The following is a 14,572-nucleotide window of genomic DNA, read 5'->3' on the forward strand; positions in this document are numbered from 1 at the left end:
TATGGAAAATTTTGTTCAGCCCCAGCCATGTACGATATTAAATGTAAAGCGGGAAAGCGAGCATGAATGGACGTTCCGGGTCGCTTCTGATGCCAGGCCGGACCACGGCCAGTTTATGCAGCTTTCCATTCCGAAGACAGGGGAGGCTCCGATCTCAGTTTCCGCCCAGGGAGACGGCTGGCTGGAGTTCACCATCCGCTCTGTGGGCAGAGTGACCAACTGCATTTTCAGCAAGGAAAAGGGGGACACACTTTTTCTCAGAGGACCTTATGGCAACGGATGGCCGGTAGAAGAATTCAGAGGCAGGCATCTGGTGGTCATCACCGGTGGGACCGGATTGGCCCCTGTGCGCTCTCTTCTCCATAAATGTGCGGAGGATGTGGACTTTGTAAAAGATGTACACCTCATCTCCGGATTCAAAGACGAGGCCGGAATCGTATTCGGCAGAGAACTAGAAGAGTGGAAGGATCAATTCCACACAGTTTATACACTTGATCATGGGGAGAAAGATGGCTGGAGGACCGGGATGGTCACTGCTTTTGTAAAGGAGATCCCGTTTGAAAGTTTTGAAGAAGATTATGCTGTCATCGTGGTAGGGCCTCCCCCAATGATGAAATTTACAGGACTGGAACTTTTAAACTGCGGTGTGGACCCGGAAAAAATCTGGATGAGTTTTGAGAGAAAGATGTCCTGCGCCATCGGAAAGTGCGGGCACTGCCGCATCGATGAAGTCTATGTCTGTCTGGATGGACCGGTATTCCCTTACACAACAGCCAGGGATCTGGTGGATTAAGGAAGGAGTGTGCAACAATGAATCATGATATCAATGTGGGCAAAGTACGGCTGAACTGTTTCCGCCAATCCAAAGAACCTGGAGTGTTCATGCTTCAGATGAGGGTTCCCGGAGGAACCGTGGATGCCAAATACCTGTCTTACGTGGAGCATATCTCCCAGACCTGGGGGGACGGCAACTTCCATTTCGGCACGCGCCAGACCTTTGACATTCCAGGTATCAAGTATGAAAATATTCCTGCAGTCAATGCATATCTGGAGCAGTATATCAAAGAAGTGGACGGAGAACTCTGTAAAGCGGATATGGATACGGTGGCCCATGAGCCAGAACCGTGGGATCCAAAGGCAGGCTATCCGACCATCGGAGCTAGAAATATCACCGCTTGTATCGGAAACTACCACTGTATCTGCGGCAATTCCAATACCTTTGAGTTGGCAAGAAAGATCGAGCCAATTATATTTCCTAGCCATTACCATATTAAGATCAATATTTCCGGCTGTCCCAACGATTGCAATAAAGCACATATGTGTGACTTTGGCATCATAGGAACTGCCAGGATGACGTATCACCCGGAGCGGTGCATCGGCTGCGGAGCCTGTGTGCGGGCCTGTGAACAGAGAGCTACACGGGTTTTAAGTCTCAATGAAGAGACGCAGAAAATCGAAAAAGATACATGCTGCTGCGTTGGATGCGGGGAGTGTGTGAGAGCCTGTCCGGCCAGTGCATGGACCAGGCAGGAGACGAAGTTTTATAGAGTGATCCTGGGAGGACGCACTGGCCGCCAGACTCCCAGAGCGGGAAAGATGTTTTTAAACTGGGCCACGGAGGAAGTGATCCTTAAAGTTCTCGGGAACTGGCAGAAGTTTTCTGCCTGGGTCATGGACTATAAGCCGGAGTATTTGCACGGCGGGCACCTGATTGACCGGGCCGGCTATAAGAAGTTTAAAGAGATTATGCTGGACGGCATAGAGTTAAATCCGGAATGCCTTGTGGCAGAGGATATTTTCTGGACGGAGAGCGAATACCGCTCCAACTTTAATGTAAAACCGATCGGCATGCACTGTACTGCCGGACCTCAGAACGATTGAGATATACATCAAAGCCCTGGATTTTTCCGGGGCTTTATGTGGGCTTGTACACTTTTACCAACATAGATAAATTTTCCATAAGTCTACTTCCGTGTTTTGTTTTATGATATATAGATGGAAGAGCAAAAATAGTCGAGAGTTTTCCTTTCGCTAAATCTATAATAGCAGATGTAAGGAGGTAACGGATATGCAGGAACAGATCGATGCGGTCCAGCGCATGCAGGATTTTATAGAAGAACATCTGGCGGACAATATAACGCTGGCTGATCTGGCAAATGTATCACTGTATTCTCCGTGGTATTCCTACCGGCTGTTTACCCGTCACGTGGGGGTAACACCGGCGGACTATATAAGACGGCTCCGCCTGTCCAAGTCGGCATTAAAGCTTAGGGACTGCGCATGCAGGATCACGGATGTGGCTTTTGAGATGGGATTTGACAGTGTGGATGGATATCAGAGAGCGTTTTTGCGTGAATTCGGGTGCAATCCCCGGGAGTATGCCTTAAACCCTGTTCCTTTATATCTCTTTACATCTTATGGCGTTAAATTCAGGGAAATTGAAAGGAGACCGATCATGGAAAATTTAAGAAATGTATTTATTCAGGTGACAGAAAAACCAGAAAGAAAAGTTATCATCAAAAGAGGGAAAAAAGCAGCAGATTATTTCGCTTACTGTGAGGAAGTCGGATGTGATGTATGGGGCCTTTTGCTCAGCATCAAGTCCATCAGTGGAGAGCCGGTATGCCTGTGGCTTCCGCCGGCCTACAGAGAGCCGGACACATCGGAATATGTTCAGGGTGTGGAGGTATCAAAAGATTATGAGGGAGAAGTGCCGGAGGGCTTTGAGATGATCCTTCTCCCGGCTGCCAAGTATCTGATGTTCCAGAGCGAACCCTTTGAGGAGGAGAACTACTGCCAGGCAATCGAGGAAGTGTGGGAAGCTATGAAGAAGTATGATCCTTCCGTTATCGGATGCCAGTGGGATGAGAGTAATCCCCGGATCCAGCTGGAGCCAGTAGGGACAAGAGGTTATATAGAGCTGGCACCAATTAGATAGAACAGAGAAAATTATTTGCCTGCGTCAAATCGCATTTGGCGCGTAAAGTGAACAAGCCTCCCCAAAATTAGGAGGCTTGTTCACTTTTTTCTACAGGGAGGCTTTCTCGACAGATAAACAAGGATTTGATACAATGATATGGAATACCCGTTGTATTGTGTATTACAATAAGAGAGGTTACATATGGAATTTTACTTGTTGCTTTGTGCTGTAGTATTGCTTCTCTGTATCTTTTCCAACAAAATCTCTGATAAGATTGGGGTTCCAAGTCTCCTGATCTTTATGTTTCTGGGAATGATGTTCGGATCTGAGGGAATTTTTAAAATTGAGTTCAGTAATTATCAGATTGCAGAAAATATCTGTACTGCGGCATTAATATTTATCATGTTTTACGGTGGCTATTCCACCAGCTGGAAACACGCCAGACCGGCTGTAAAGAGAGCGGTGGCCTTGTCCACACTCGGTGTTGTCATGACTGCGGCTCTGGTCTGTCTTTGCTGTCATTTTCTTTTAAAGCTGCCGTTTCCGGAAAGTTTTCTGATTGGATCTGTGGTCAGTTGTACCGATGCGGCATCTGTCTTTTCCATCTTCCGGTCAAAAAACTTGAACCTGGAAGGGAATCTAGCTCCGCTGCTGGAGATTGAAAGCGGGAGCAATGACCCTTTTTCTTATATGCTCACTGTGATCGCCCTTACGATCATGCAGGGCGGGGAAATGGGCTTTCTCTGGAAGATGGTCCTTCTTCAGCTGGCCGTGGGCATCGGCATCGGTCTGGCTGTGGGGATCCTGGCGCCGAAGGTAATCCAGAAGTTTAAATTCTGCACCGATGGATTCGATGCGGTTTTTGTACTGGCGGCAGCGCTGATTTCCTATGCCCTTGCAGGGATACTTGGAGGCAATGGCTTTCTTTCCGTATATCTGACCGGCATTATCATGGGAAATGCGAAAACAAAGAATAAGGCCAATGTGGTAAAGTTTTTTGACAATGTCACAATACTGGCACAGATGGCTACTTTTTTTCTTATCGGGCTGCTTTCCTACCCGTCCCAGATGATCGCGTCACTTCCTGAGACGATTGTCATTATATTATTTCTCACCCTGATTGCCAGGCCGGCGATGATTTTTGCGCTGACCGGCGGTTATCTCAATCTAAGAGAGAAGATCTTTGTTTCTTTTTCGGGACTCAGAGGGGCATCCTCCATTGTGTTTGCTATCTTCGCCTCGGCGGGAGGTGCAACAATGCAGAGCAATGTATTTCACATCGTGTTTGGGCTGGCTCTGATCTCAGTGGCTGTGCAGGGGACCCTGCTCCCAGAAGCTGCCCGGAGGCTTCATTTGATTGATGAACAAAACAATGTTTTAAAAACCTTTAATGATTATCAGGAAGAATCCGCCATGACTTTGATGCAGATGCATATATCTGCCGGACACCATTGGGAAAACCGGAAACTGAAAGATGTGACTCTGCCGGAGGGATCCCTGGCCATGGTCATAAGAAGAGAGGACGGGATTATCATACCGAAGGGGGATACGGTGATTCAAGCCGGCGATGAGATTGCGCTGAACGTTCCTTCCTACGAATCGGCCAACGAAATAGCCCTAAGGGAGATTAAAATAGATGAGGAGCATCCGTGGAGAAACCGGAAGATCAAAGATCTGGATCTGGAAGATCATGTGCTGGTGGCCATGATACGGAGAAAGGCCCAGGATTTGATTCCAAACGGCGAGACGATGATCCGTGAAGATGATGTGGTTGTAATTTATGATGAATAGGAGAATGAGTATGGAGACATATCAGGGTGTGATTTTTGATTTCAATGGGACAATGTTTTTTGACGATGATAAGCATGTGATGGCGTGGGGAGAGATCTCAAGGCTTTTAAGGGGGACGGATGTCACAGACGAAGAACTTCACACAAAGCTGAACGGAACCCCAAACATCATAAATATCCAGTACATGATGAACGGAAGGGCGACAGAGGAGGAACAGGTCAGATATTCTCAACTGAAAGAGGAATACTACCGGAGATTCTGCAGAGAGGATAAAGAGCATTTCCATTTGGTGGAAGGGGTAGAAAGATTTCTGGATCTTCTGAAAGAAAAGGGAATTCCTTTTACTATCGCCAGTGCATCCATTAAAGAAAATATGGACTTTTTCATAGAGTCTTTTGGTCTGGACCGCTGGTTTGATCCTTCCCGGATCGTCTATGATGACGGGACTTATGAAAACAAGATCGCCATGTTTGAAAAGGCGGCAGATTTGATCGGCGTGGATATGTCCCACATCCGGATTTATGAAGATTCGCTTTCAGGGATCAAAAGTGCCTACGAAGCAGGGTGCAGGGATATCGCAGTGATCTGTGCAAAAGAAAAGGAATCGGAGTTAAGAAACTACCCGGGTGTTACAAAAACCATGCAGGACTTCTTGTTCTGAGCCGGTTTCTGTGATACACTAATGAACTGGTATAGTGAAACGGATGAGAAACATTAAAGGAGCAGATTTCATGGGATGGAACCAAATTACGATCAGCACCGTGACCGGAGCGGAGGATATGCTGAGTTATGAACTGACAGAGCTTGGAGCGTGCGGTGTAGAAGTGGAGGACCGGGTGCCTCTGACTCAGGAGGAGATGAAAGAGATGTTCATTGAGGTCCTGCCGGACCATCAGGAACCGGATGACGGAAAAGCTCTGCTTCACTGTTACTTCGATGAATCTGAGAATCTGGAAGACGTGACCATGAGGATCCAGGAGATGTTAGACAGGGTAAAGGATTTTATGGACATTGGAGAGGGTACGATCGAATACGGATTCACCAAGGAAGAGGACTGGATCAACAACTGGAAACAGTTCTTTAAGCCGCTGAGACTGGACGACACGATCATCATCAAACCTACCTGGGAGGAGCTTACTGACCAGAAAGAGGGAGATGTGGTGGTAGAGATCGATCCGGGCACCGCATTCGGAACAGGCTCCCATGAGACCACCAGGCTCTGTATTGAGGGCCTGAAGGAAGAGATAGGCCCGGACACGGTCATGCTGGACGTGGGATGCGGCAGCGGTATTTTATCCATTATTGCCCTGAAACTGGGCGCCGGCAAAACAGTCATGACAGATATTGACCCGAGAGCTGTGAAAGCCGCGGCGGAAAATATGGATGTAAATCATTTAGCCGGGGACAGGTATGAGGTGTTCGGGGGGAATGTACTGGATGACATGGAATTCGCAAGATCTCTGGGAGAGCACCAGTATGATCTGGTAGCCGCCAATATTCTGGCTGATGTGATTCTTCCGCTCACTGAGATCGTAGACATGTTCTTAAAGGAAGACGGGGCATTTGTAATCTCCGGCATTATTGATACAAAAGAGCAGGATGTGCTTCAAAAGCTGGAGGAATACGGATTTCAGGCAGTGAAGACAAGAAGATTAAAAGAGTGGGTTTCCATTACAGCAAGGAAAAGGAAAGATTGATGTATCGTTTTTTTATAGATGAGAGCCAGGTGGACCAAACCTTGATCAAAATAGAGGGGGAAGACGTCAACCATATAAAAAATGTGCTCCGTATGAAGAAGGGAGAGCATGTGCTGCTTTCCAACCGCCGGGGAATTGAATATGAATGTGAACTGGAACTGATAGAGGAAAACAGGGTTCTGGCCAAAATTCTGGATATCCACGGTGTGGAATCAGAACTGAAGGAGAGGATTGTACTGTTCCAGGGGTTGCCTAAAGGTGACAAGATGGAACTAGTCATCCAAAAGGCCGTGGAGCTTGGAGCCAGTGAGATCGTGCCAGTGAAGATGAAGCGGTGCGTTGTCAAACTGGATGAAAAAAAGGCCAGAAAAAAAGTAGAGCGCTGGAATGCCATCGCTCTCGGTGCGGCAAAACAGTCCAAAAGAGGTCTGGTGCCAAAGGTCAGCGAAGTACTTACATTGAAAGAAGCTGCAGAGAAAGCCCAAAGCCTGTCTGCCCTCCTGGTACCCTACGAGGCGGCAGAGGGTATGGAATATTCAAGAGAGTTGATCCGGGAGACAAAAGGCAAAGAGTCCATCGGTGTTTTTATTGGACCGGAAGGCGGATTTGAGCCTTTGGAGATCGAAGAACTGAAACAGGCAGGAGGCAGAGTTTTGAGTCTCGGCAGAAGAATATTGAGAACGGAAACCGCGGGCATGGCCGTGCTGTCGGTTTTAATGTTTGAGTTGGAGGAGTGACATGGCAGTATATTTGGATAATGCGGCGACCACAAAAGTTTTTCCGGAGGTCTTAGAGGCCATGAACGAGGCTATGGAAGTGTCCTACGGAAATCCTTCCGCAAAGCATACAAAAGGATTAGAAGCGGAGAATATTGTGAAAGAGGCCAGGTCTGTCATCGCGGGGACCTTAAAGGCAAAGGAAAAAGAGATCATATTTACGTCCGGGGGGACAGAGTCCAATAATATGGCGATCGTTGGGACAGCCATGGCAAATAAACGACGTGGCAGACACATCATCACCACCAGGATTGAACATGCCTCCGTATACGAACCAATGTTTTATTTAGAAAACGAAGGGTTTGAGGTCACATATCTGAATGTGGACGAGAAAGGAATCGTAGATCTTAAGCAGCTTAGTGACAGCGTCAGAGAGGATACCACCCTTGTGTCTATTATGCTGGTCAACAATGAGATCGGCGCAGTGGAGCCGGTAAAAGAGATCGGCAGTATCGTCAAGGAGAGAAATCCTAACACAGTATTTCATGTAGATGCCATCCAGGGGTATGGAAAGATTCCGGTGATTCCCAAGAACGAAAACATTGACCTGCTCTCTATGAGCGGCCATAAGATCCATGGTCCCAAGGGTGTCGGTTTTTTGTATATAAAGGAAAAGACAAAGATACAGCCGCTGATACTTGGCGGCGGACAGCAAAAGGGCATGCGTTCTGGAACCGAAAATGTGCCGGGCATTGCCGGACTTTCAAAAGCGTGTGAGATTATGGCAGGACATTTGTCTGAGAATGCGCAAAAGATAGGAGAAGTCAGAGATTATTTCAGAGATCAGGTCGCCAAGATCCCTGATATTAAGGATAATTCGGGCGATGCGCCCCATGTGGCAAGCATCAGTTTTAAGAATATCCGAAGCGAGGTTCTGTTGCATGCGTTGGAGGAGAGGGAAATCTATGTATCCTCCGGGTCAGCATGTTCCTCTAACCGGCCACACATAAGCGGCACTCTCACAGCCATCGGCCTGAGTCCAGAGTACAGGGACGGAACCCTGCGGTTCAGCTTTTCTGTATATAATACAAAAGAGGAAGTAGACCAGGTTATAACAGCACTGGAAGAATTGGTTCCAATGCTTCGGAAATTTGTAAGGAGATAAGAAGGAGAAGAAATGAAAATACAAGCTTTTTTGATTAAATATGCCGAGATCGGTATTAAAGGAAAAAACAGGTACATGTTTGAGGATGCCCTGGTAAGACAGATTAAATATGCCATGAAGCCTGTGGGTGAGTTCAAGGTAAGAAAAGAGTCCGGGCGTGTCTTTGTGGAAGGTCAGGATGAATTTGACTATGAGGAAGCAGTAGAGGGCTTAAAGACAGTCTTTGGCATCACCGGTATCTGTCCGATGGTCATTGAACAGACGAAAGATATGGAGCATCTGGCAGATGCGGTGCTAAACTATGTGGACAGCCAGTATGACAAGAAAGATTTTACCTTTAAAGTGAACGCAAGGCGGGGGGATAAGGAATTTCCAGTAAACTCTATGGATATCAATTGTCTTATGGGAGAAAAGCTTCTGGATGTCTGGCCGGAATTAAAGGTGGACGTGCATCATCCGGATGTACTGGTGAACATTGAGGTAAGGCAGCAGATCTACATTTATTCTACAGAGATCCTCGGGCCGGGAGGTATGCCGGTGGGCACCAATGGAAGGGCAATGCTGCTTTTATCAGGAGGGATCGACAGTCCCGTGGCGGGATACATGATTGCAAAAAGAGGTGTCAGGATTGACGCGACTTACTTCCATGCGCCTCCGTATACAAGTGAGCGCGCAAAGCAGAAGGTAGTGGATCTGGCAAAGATCGTGTCCAAGTATGCAGGACCCATCCATCTGCATGTTGTTAACTTTACAGACATTCAGCTGGCAATCTATGAGAAATGCCCCCACGACCAGCTTACCATTATCATGCGCCGTTACATGATGAAGATCGCAGAGCATTTTGCAAAAGAAAATGACGGGCTGGCGCTGATCACAGGGGAAAGCATCGGTCAGGTGGCAAGCCAGACGATCCATAACCTGGCAATCACAAACGAAGTGTGTTCCATGCCGGTTTTCCGTCCGTTGATCGGGATGGACAAGCAGGAGATCGTAAATATTGCGGAGAAGATCGACACATTCGAGACCTCCATTCAGCCGTTTGAGGACTGCTGTACGATCTTTGTTGCAAAACATCCTGTTACAAAAGGAAATTTAAAAAAGATTGAGAAATCGGAAGAAAATCTAAAAGATATCATTGATGAACTGATGGAAAAAGCCATCGATACTACAGAAGTGATCGTAGTTAAATAGAAAGAGGTTACTTAAGAGGGAGAGAAGAGAAATGGTTCCAGCCTTTCAAGAATCTCATACCTCTGTTCGGGAATCTGAAAGGCGAGAAGGATTGGTTCATTTAAGTTTAAGCTGAACAGATCCATGACGCTTGCGGCGTCTAAGAGATAAGAACCCGATATTATGTAAAAATCGCCGTCATATTCTTTGATAATGTTTATAAAATCATTGACCTTCTTTATGGAATTCAGCATTAATTGTACTTCGCACATGATTCATCCTCCAATGACGATAGTGTACAAGCTAATATTTGAATTGTCAATATCAACGAAAGGAAAAGAAACACTCTATGAGTTTAGATAATGTGAAAGCAGCCATTGTGACGTTAGGGTGCAAAGTCAACCAGTATGAGTCCGATGCTATGTTTGATATGCTTACGAATGCAGGAGCAAGAATTGTAAATCCCAAAGAAGGTGCTGATGTGTACATCGTAAATACCTGCTCCGTCACCAACATCGCTGAGCGCAAGTCCAGGCAGATGCTGCACCGTGCCAAGAAACTGAATCCCGATACTGTGGTTGCCGCTGTGGGATGTTATGCCCAGGTGGGGAAAGAGGAATTAGAAAAAGATCCGTTGATTGATCTGATTATTGGGAACAATAAAAAGAAAGATCTCATCTCCATTTTGGAAACATATTTTGAAGACCGCAGGCAGGAGACGGAAGTGGTGGATCTGTCTTCCGGGAGCGAGTACGAAGCACTGCATGTAAGCCATCTAAATGAACATACCCGGGCCTACATCAAAGTCCAGGACGGCTGCAACCAGTTCTGTTCCTACTGTATCATTCCCTATGCCAGAGGAAGGGTAAGAAGCCGGGCAATGGAAGATATTCTTGAGGAGATCCGGGAGCTTTCTGAGAACGGCTGCCAGGAATTTGTCATCACCGGGATCCATGTGTGTTCCTATGGCACGGACCTTAATGAGGGAAAGGATCTTATCGACCTGCTGGAGGAGATAGGAACGATCAGCGGAGTCAAAAGGATCCGGTTAGGTTCCCTGGAGCCGGGGATCATCACAGAGGAATCTGTAAATAGGCTTAAGAACATAGAACAGTTCTGTCCTCACTTTCATCTTTCCCTTCAGAGTGGCTGCGATGAAACCCTCAAACGTATGAACCGAAAGTATACTACAGAGGAGATTCGGGAAAAAATAAGAATATTGAGGGATGCATATGATCAGCCAGCGCTGACCACGGATATCATCGTAGGATTTCCAGGTGAGACTCCCGAGGAATTTGAGACCACCAAAAGATTTCTGGAAGAGATCAACCTGTATGAAATGCATGTTTTTAAATACTCAAAGCGTAAAGGAACCAGAGCGGCTGTTATGGAAGATCAGGTCGATGATCAGGAAAAAGCAAGGAGAAGCAGCATTTTGATCGCCATGAATGAGACTCACAAGCGGGCTTTTGAACAGGCACAGATAGGGACGGACAGGGATGTCCTGATCGAAGAAAAATTAAAGCACAGTGCGGAAAACCTGTATGTGGGGCATACCAGAGAATATGTAAAAGTGGCGGTGAAAAGCAGGGAACCGCTGGAAAATCAGATTGTCAGAGCTCATCTTACCGGTATCAGTGAGGATGGATATATGACAGGAAATCTGTAGAAAATCCATTGCTATTTTTTCGGATATATATTAGAATAAAAAAAAGATACGAAAAAGGACGTGATATTATGGATAAGAATCAGACACAACATTTTTCAGTAGTGAAAGATGAATTGGATGTGCATAGAATTTTAGAGCATGTCTATGAGGCATTGGAAGAAAAGGGATATAATCCTGTAAACCAGATGGTAGGGTATATTATGTCAGGCGATCCGACCTACATTACCAGCCATAAGAATGCGAGAAGCATTATCAATAAGGTAGAACGGGACGAGATCATAGAAGCCCTGTTTGTAAATTATATCAACACAAGGCTGAAGTAGAAATATGAGGATACTTGGGCTTGATTATGGGACAAAGACAGTGGGGGCCGCTCTCAGCGATGAACTGGGGATCACAGCACAGCCGCTTGAGACCATTACGAGAAAAGATGAAAATAAGTTAAGAAAAACTTATGCAAGGATAGAGGAGATCATCGCCGAATACAAGGTAGAAAAGATTGTCCTGGGCTATCCAAAGAATATGAATAATACGGTCGGAGAACGCGGAATGGCAACGGAAGCTTTCCGCGATAGTTTAGTGCGCAGAACCGGACTTGATGTAATCTTGTGGGACGAGCGCCTTACTACGGTTGCGTCCAATAAAGTATTGATGGAAAGCGGCGTTCGGAGGGAAAACCGCAAAAAGGTCATTGATCAGGTTGCTGCTTCAATGATTTTACAGGGTTATCTTGATTCCCTGTAAAGAAAGGATTGATAAGATGAAAGATAAAGAGAGCACAATTCTCTTTTTAGATGACCAGGGCCAGGAAGTGGAATTTATGGTTCTGGAACAGACGACACTGGCAGGAACAAACTACCTGCTTGTTGCGGATTCCGTGGAAGAAGACGGGACCGTTTTGATCATGAAGGAAATCTCCCTGGAAGGAGACTATGTCTCTTATGAGATTGTAGAAGATGAAGAAGAACTTGAGATCATTTCTAAGATATTCAATGAATTAATCGAGGATTTTGATTTGACAGTATAAATGCAACAGGATTTCGAGGTGGTTGAATGGGTTATAATGAAGAAGCTTTTATACAAATTTTAAAAAGCAAGGGTTTAAAAGTGACCAATCAGAGAAAAGCTGTATTGAAGGCACTTTCACAAAAACCAGACCAGCATCTGACCGCGGAAGAAATCTATGAATTGGTTAAAGTAGACATCCCGGAGATCGGGATTGCGACAATTTATCGTACCATACAGTTACTTTGTGAATTAGGATTAATTGATAAATTGAATTTAGATGATGGATACGTTCGCTATGAAATCGGAAAAGAAGATAAAAATGAGCACCACCATCATCATTTGATATGTGTGAATTGCGGAAAAGTTTTAAAGTTCGACGATGATTTATTAGATGAATTAGAAAAACAGGTGGAAAAAACAACCGGATTCATCGTCCATGATCATGAATTGAAGATGTACGGATATTGTCGTGATTGTCAAAATAACCGGAAATAATCATAATGGAGGAATTATTTTGAAATCAGACAACACAAGTGTAGGTAACAAGACAGAAGGACAGCAACAAAAGAAACAGGCCAGGAATTACTGGCCGAAAAAGTACAGCCAGCCTAAGGCGCCGGCAGTGATCAAAAAAGAATCAAAGGAGCTTACGGTGAAGGAAAAGCCGAAAAATCAGCCGAAAGGCCAGGCGCCTGCCAAAAAAGAGGCACCTGCTAAGGCGAAGACAGCTCCGAAGGCACAGGGACGTCCAAAGACGACCCAGAGAAGGAATACAGGAACGGTAAAGATCATTCCTCTTGGCGGACTCGGACAGATTGGTATGAACATCACCGCCTTTGAATATAACAATAATATTTTGATTGTTGACTGCGGTGTGGCCTTTCCGGATGATGAGATGCTCGGAATCGATCTTGTCATTCCGGATGTGACATATTTAAAAGAAAATGCAAAGAAGATTAAGGGACTGGTCATCACCCATGGACATGAAGACCATATCGGTGCGATCCCTTATATTGAAAAACAGCTGAATATTCCAGTGTATGCCACAAAGCTTACCATGGGACTCATCGACAACAAGTTAAAAGAGCATGGGCTGCTCAAGCAGGTGAAAAAGACTGTGGTAAAACACGGTGACGTGATAAAGCTGGGAGTCTTTACAGTCGAGTTTATCAAGACAAACCACAGCATAGCAGATGCGGCGGCTCTGGCGATCCATACTCCTGCGGGACTGATTATCCATACAGGTGACTTTAAGATCGACCACACACCGCTCTTTGGTGAAGCCATCGATCTGGCAAGATTTGCGGAGCTTGGAAGAGAAGGTGTTCTTGCGCTGATGGCGGACAGTACCAATGCGGAGAGGCCTGGTTATACTCAGTCTGAAAAGAACGTCGGAAAGACACTGGACAGCCTGTTTGCGGCCCATCCCAACGGAAGGATTCTTGTCGCCACCTTTGCTTCCAATGTAGACCGTGTACAGCAGATCATCAATTCCGCCTATAAGCACGGAAGAAAAGTATCAGTAGAGGGGCGGAGCATGGTCAACATCATCGCTACAGCTTCTGAGCTTGGCTATATTAAGATTCCAAAGAATACGCTCATCGAAACAGAACAGATGAGAAATTATCCGGATGACCAGATTGTCATGATCACGACCGGAAGCCAGGGTGAGACTATGGCAGCCTTATCCAGGATGGCAAATGGAACCCACCGGAAGGTTTCCATTAAACCGACAGACACCATCGTGTTCAGTTCCAGCCCAATCCCGGGAAATGAAAAAAATGTATCAAACATCATGAATGAGCTGGCAATGAAGGGCGCCAAGGTTGTGTTCCAGGATACCCATGTATCCGGACATGCATGCAGAGAAGAACTGAGGCTGATGTATGCCCTCACCAAGCCTAAGTATGCGGTCCCTGTCCATGGAGAATACCGCCATCTGGTAAGACACAGTGAATTGGCCCTCGAGATGGGAATTCCAAAAGAGAATGTCTTCATCATGGAAGAAGGAGATGTTCTGGAATTAAATAAAAAGGCCGGAAAGGTCACAGGAAAGGTTCCGGCACAGGGTATCTTGGTTGACGGCCTCGGCATCGGCGACGTAGGGAATATTGTCTTAAATGATAGAAGACAGCTGTCCCAGAACGGGCTGATCATCGTGACAGTGACCCTGGAGAAACGTGGAAATAATATTCTTGCGGGTCCGGATATTGTATCCCGCGGTTTTGTCTATGTAAGAGAGTCTGAGAGCCTTATGGAAGGAGCCAGACAGGTGGTGGAAGATGCTGTGGAAGGCTGTCTTGCCAAAAATATCACTGATTGGGGCAAGTTAAAATCTTGTATCAGGGATACGCTGAGCAATTATATCTGGAAGAAAACCAAGAGGGATCCGATGATCCTTCCAATCATTACAGAAGTATAGAAACCCACGCCGGA

16 protein-coding genes are annotated in these 14,572 nt (G+C 46.0%); 15 read left to right on the forward strand and 1 reads right to left on the reverse strand.

Annotated features, from left to right (window positions below; genetic code table 11):
- Window position 1 precedes the first annotated feature (1 nt).
- The 9 genes from asrB to thiI all read left to right on the forward strand — a co-directional run bounded on the left by asrB (window position 2) and on the right by thiI (window position 9,480).
- Window positions 2-793 (forward strand): anaerobic sulfite reductase subunit AsrB, encoded by a 792-nt coding sequence (asrB, locus tag AR1Y2_RS07545; protein ID WP_137328397.1) that lies wholly within the window; start codon window positions 2-4, stop codon window positions 791-793.
- A 17-nt stretch (window positions 794-810) separates the two neighbouring features.
- Window positions 811-1,881: a sulfite reductase subunit C gene (gene asrC, locus AR1Y2_RS07550; protein WP_137328398.1), complete on the forward strand. Its 1,071-nt coding sequence runs from the start codon at window positions 811-813 to the stop codon at window positions 1,879-1,881.
- A gap of 187 nt (window positions 1,882-2,068) precedes the next feature.
- Window positions 2,069-2,938 (forward strand): AraC family transcriptional regulator, encoded by an 870-nt coding sequence (locus tag AR1Y2_RS07555; protein ID WP_137328399.1) that lies wholly within the window; start codon window positions 2,069-2,071, stop codon window positions 2,936-2,938.
- Between the two features lie 183 nt (window positions 2,939-3,121).
- Window positions 3,122-4,711 (forward strand): potassium/proton antiporter, encoded by a 1,590-nt coding sequence (locus AR1Y2_RS07560; protein WP_137328400.1) that lies wholly within the window; start codon window positions 3,122-3,124, stop codon window positions 4,709-4,711.
- Window positions 4,712-4,721: 10 nt separating this feature from the next.
- A complete protein-coding gene (locus AR1Y2_RS07565) occupies window positions 4,722-5,372 on the forward strand; it encodes an HAD family hydrolase (protein ID WP_137328401.1) in 651 nt (216 codons plus the stop codon).
- 70 nt (window positions 5,373-5,442) lie between these two features.
- Complete coding sequence (gene prmA / locus AR1Y2_RS07570; RefSeq protein ID WP_137328402.1) at window positions 5,443-6,408, forward strand: 50S ribosomal protein L11 methyltransferase; 966 nt, start codon at window positions 5,443-5,445, stop codon at window positions 6,406-6,408.
- Complete coding sequence (locus AR1Y2_RS07575; protein ID WP_137328403.1) at window positions 6,408-7,145, forward strand: 16S rRNA (uracil(1498)-N(3))-methyltransferase; 738 nt, start codon at window positions 6,408-6,410, stop codon at window positions 7,143-7,145. Before prmA ends, AR1Y2_RS07575 begins: the two co-directional genes overlap by 1 nt.
- Window position 7,146: 1 nt before the next feature.
- Window positions 7,147-8,289 carry a cysteine desulfurase family protein gene (locus tag AR1Y2_RS07580; protein ID WP_137328404.1) on the forward strand — a complete coding sequence of 381 codons (1,143 nt, stop codon included), beginning with the start codon at window positions 7,147-7,149 and terminating at the stop codon, window positions 8,287-8,289.
- Window positions 8,290-8,301: 12 nt separating this feature from the next.
- Window positions 8,302-9,480 carry a tRNA uracil 4-sulfurtransferase ThiI gene (thiI, locus tag AR1Y2_RS07585; RefSeq protein ID WP_137328405.1) on the forward strand — a complete coding sequence of 393 codons (1,179 nt, stop codon included), beginning with the start codon at window positions 8,302-8,304 and terminating at the stop codon, window positions 9,478-9,480.
- An 11-nt stretch (window positions 9,481-9,491) separates the two neighbouring features.
- Here the strand turns inward: thiI and AR1Y2_RS07590 are convergent, their stop codons facing one another.
- Complete coding sequence (locus AR1Y2_RS07590) at window positions 9,492-9,731, reverse strand: hypothetical protein (RefSeq protein WP_137328406.1); 240 nt, start codon at window positions 9,729-9,731, stop codon at window positions 9,492-9,494.
- Between the two features lie 77 nt (window positions 9,732-9,808).
- Between AR1Y2_RS07590 and mtaB the strand changes: the two genes are divergently transcribed.
- From mtaB to AR1Y2_RS07620, 6 genes are all read left to right on the forward strand, one after another.
- A complete protein-coding gene (gene mtaB, locus AR1Y2_RS07595) occupies window positions 9,809-11,128 on the forward strand; it encodes a tRNA (N(6)-L-threonylcarbamoyladenosine(37)-C(2))-methylthiotransferase MtaB (RefSeq protein ID WP_137328407.1) in 1,320 nt (439 codons plus the stop codon).
- 68 nt (window positions 11,129-11,196) lie between these two features.
- Complete coding sequence (locus AR1Y2_RS07600) at window positions 11,197-11,451, forward strand: IreB family regulatory phosphoprotein (RefSeq protein WP_137328408.1); 255 nt, start codon at window positions 11,197-11,199, stop codon at window positions 11,449-11,451.
- Window positions 11,452-11,455: 4 nt separating this feature from the next.
- A complete protein-coding gene (ruvX, locus tag AR1Y2_RS07605; RefSeq protein ID WP_137328409.1) occupies window positions 11,456-11,872 on the forward strand; it encodes a Holliday junction resolvase RuvX in 417 nt (138 codons plus the stop codon).
- Between the two features lie 16 nt (window positions 11,873-11,888).
- Window positions 11,889-12,155: a DUF1292 domain-containing protein gene (locus tag AR1Y2_RS07610; RefSeq protein WP_137328410.1), complete on the forward strand. Its 267-nt coding sequence runs from the start codon at window positions 11,889-11,891 to the stop codon at window positions 12,153-12,155.
- 26 nt (window positions 12,156-12,181) lie between these two features.
- A complete protein-coding gene (locus AR1Y2_RS07615) occupies window positions 12,182-12,631 on the forward strand; it encodes a Fur family transcriptional regulator (protein ID WP_137328411.1) in 450 nt (149 codons plus the stop codon).
- Between the two features lie 19 nt (window positions 12,632-12,650).
- Window positions 12,651-14,558 carry a ribonuclease J gene (locus AR1Y2_RS07620; protein WP_175403611.1) on the forward strand — a complete coding sequence of 636 codons (1,908 nt, stop codon included), beginning with the start codon at window positions 12,651-12,653 and terminating at the stop codon, window positions 14,556-14,558.
- The last annotated feature ends 14 nt before the right edge of the window (window positions 14,559-14,572 follow it).

The organism is Anaerostipes rhamnosivorans, assembly GCF_005280655.1.
Classification (GTDB): Bacteria; Bacillota; Clostridia; order Lachnospirales; family Lachnospiraceae; genus Anaerostipes; species Anaerostipes rhamnosivorans.

Bases quoted from the DNA above. Each gene is read 5' to 3' on its own strand.
- ruvX (WP_137328409.1), top strand. From the start codon at position 11,456: ATGAGGATACTTGGGCTTGATTATGGGACAAAGACAGTGGGGGCCGCT.
- AR1Y2_RS07610 (WP_137328410.1), top strand. From the start codon at position 11,889: ATGAAAGATAAAGAGAGCACAATTCTCTTTTTAGATGACCAGGGCCAG.
- AR1Y2_RS07555 (WP_137328399.1), top strand. From the start codon at position 2,069: ATGCAGGAACAGATCGATGCGGTCCAGCGCATGCAGGATTTTATAGAA.
- AR1Y2_RS07615 (WP_137328411.1), top strand. From the start codon at position 12,182: ATGGGTTATAATGAAGAAGCTTTTATACAAATTTTAAAAAGCAAGGGT.
- AR1Y2_RS07590 (WP_137328406.1), bottom strand. From the start codon at position 9,731: ATGTGCGAAGTACAATTAATGCTGAATTCCATAAAGAAGGTCAATGAT.
- prmA (WP_137328402.1), top strand. From the start codon at position 5,443: ATGGGATGGAACCAAATTACGATCAGCACCGTGACCGGAGCGGAGGAT.
- AR1Y2_RS07560 (WP_137328400.1), top strand. From the start codon at position 3,122: ATGGAATTTTACTTGTTGCTTTGTGCTGTAGTATTGCTTCTCTGTATC.
- AR1Y2_RS07575 (WP_137328403.1), top strand. From the start codon at position 6,408: ATGTATCGTTTTTTTATAGATGAGAGCCAGGTGGACCAAACCTTGATC.
- asrB (WP_137328397.1), top strand. From the start codon at position 2: ATGGAAAATTTTGTTCAGCCCCAGCCATGTACGATATTAAATGTAAAG.
- AR1Y2_RS07565 (WP_137328401.1), top strand. From the start codon at position 4,722: ATGGAGACATATCAGGGTGTGATTTTTGATTTCAATGGGACAATGTTT.
- asrC (WP_137328398.1), top strand. From the start codon at position 811: ATGAATCATGATATCAATGTGGGCAAAGTACGGCTGAACTGTTTCCGC.
- AR1Y2_RS07600 (WP_137328408.1), top strand. From the start codon at position 11,197: ATGGATAAGAATCAGACACAACATTTTTCAGTAGTGAAAGATGAATTG.
- mtaB (WP_137328407.1), top strand. From the start codon at position 9,809: ATGAGTTTAGATAATGTGAAAGCAGCCATTGTGACGTTAGGGTGCAAA.
- thiI (WP_137328405.1), top strand. From the start codon at position 8,302: ATGAAAATACAAGCTTTTTTGATTAAATATGCCGAGATCGGTATTAAA.
- AR1Y2_RS07580 (WP_137328404.1), top strand. From the start codon at position 7,147: ATGGCAGTATATTTGGATAATGCGGCGACCACAAAAGTTTTTCCGGAG.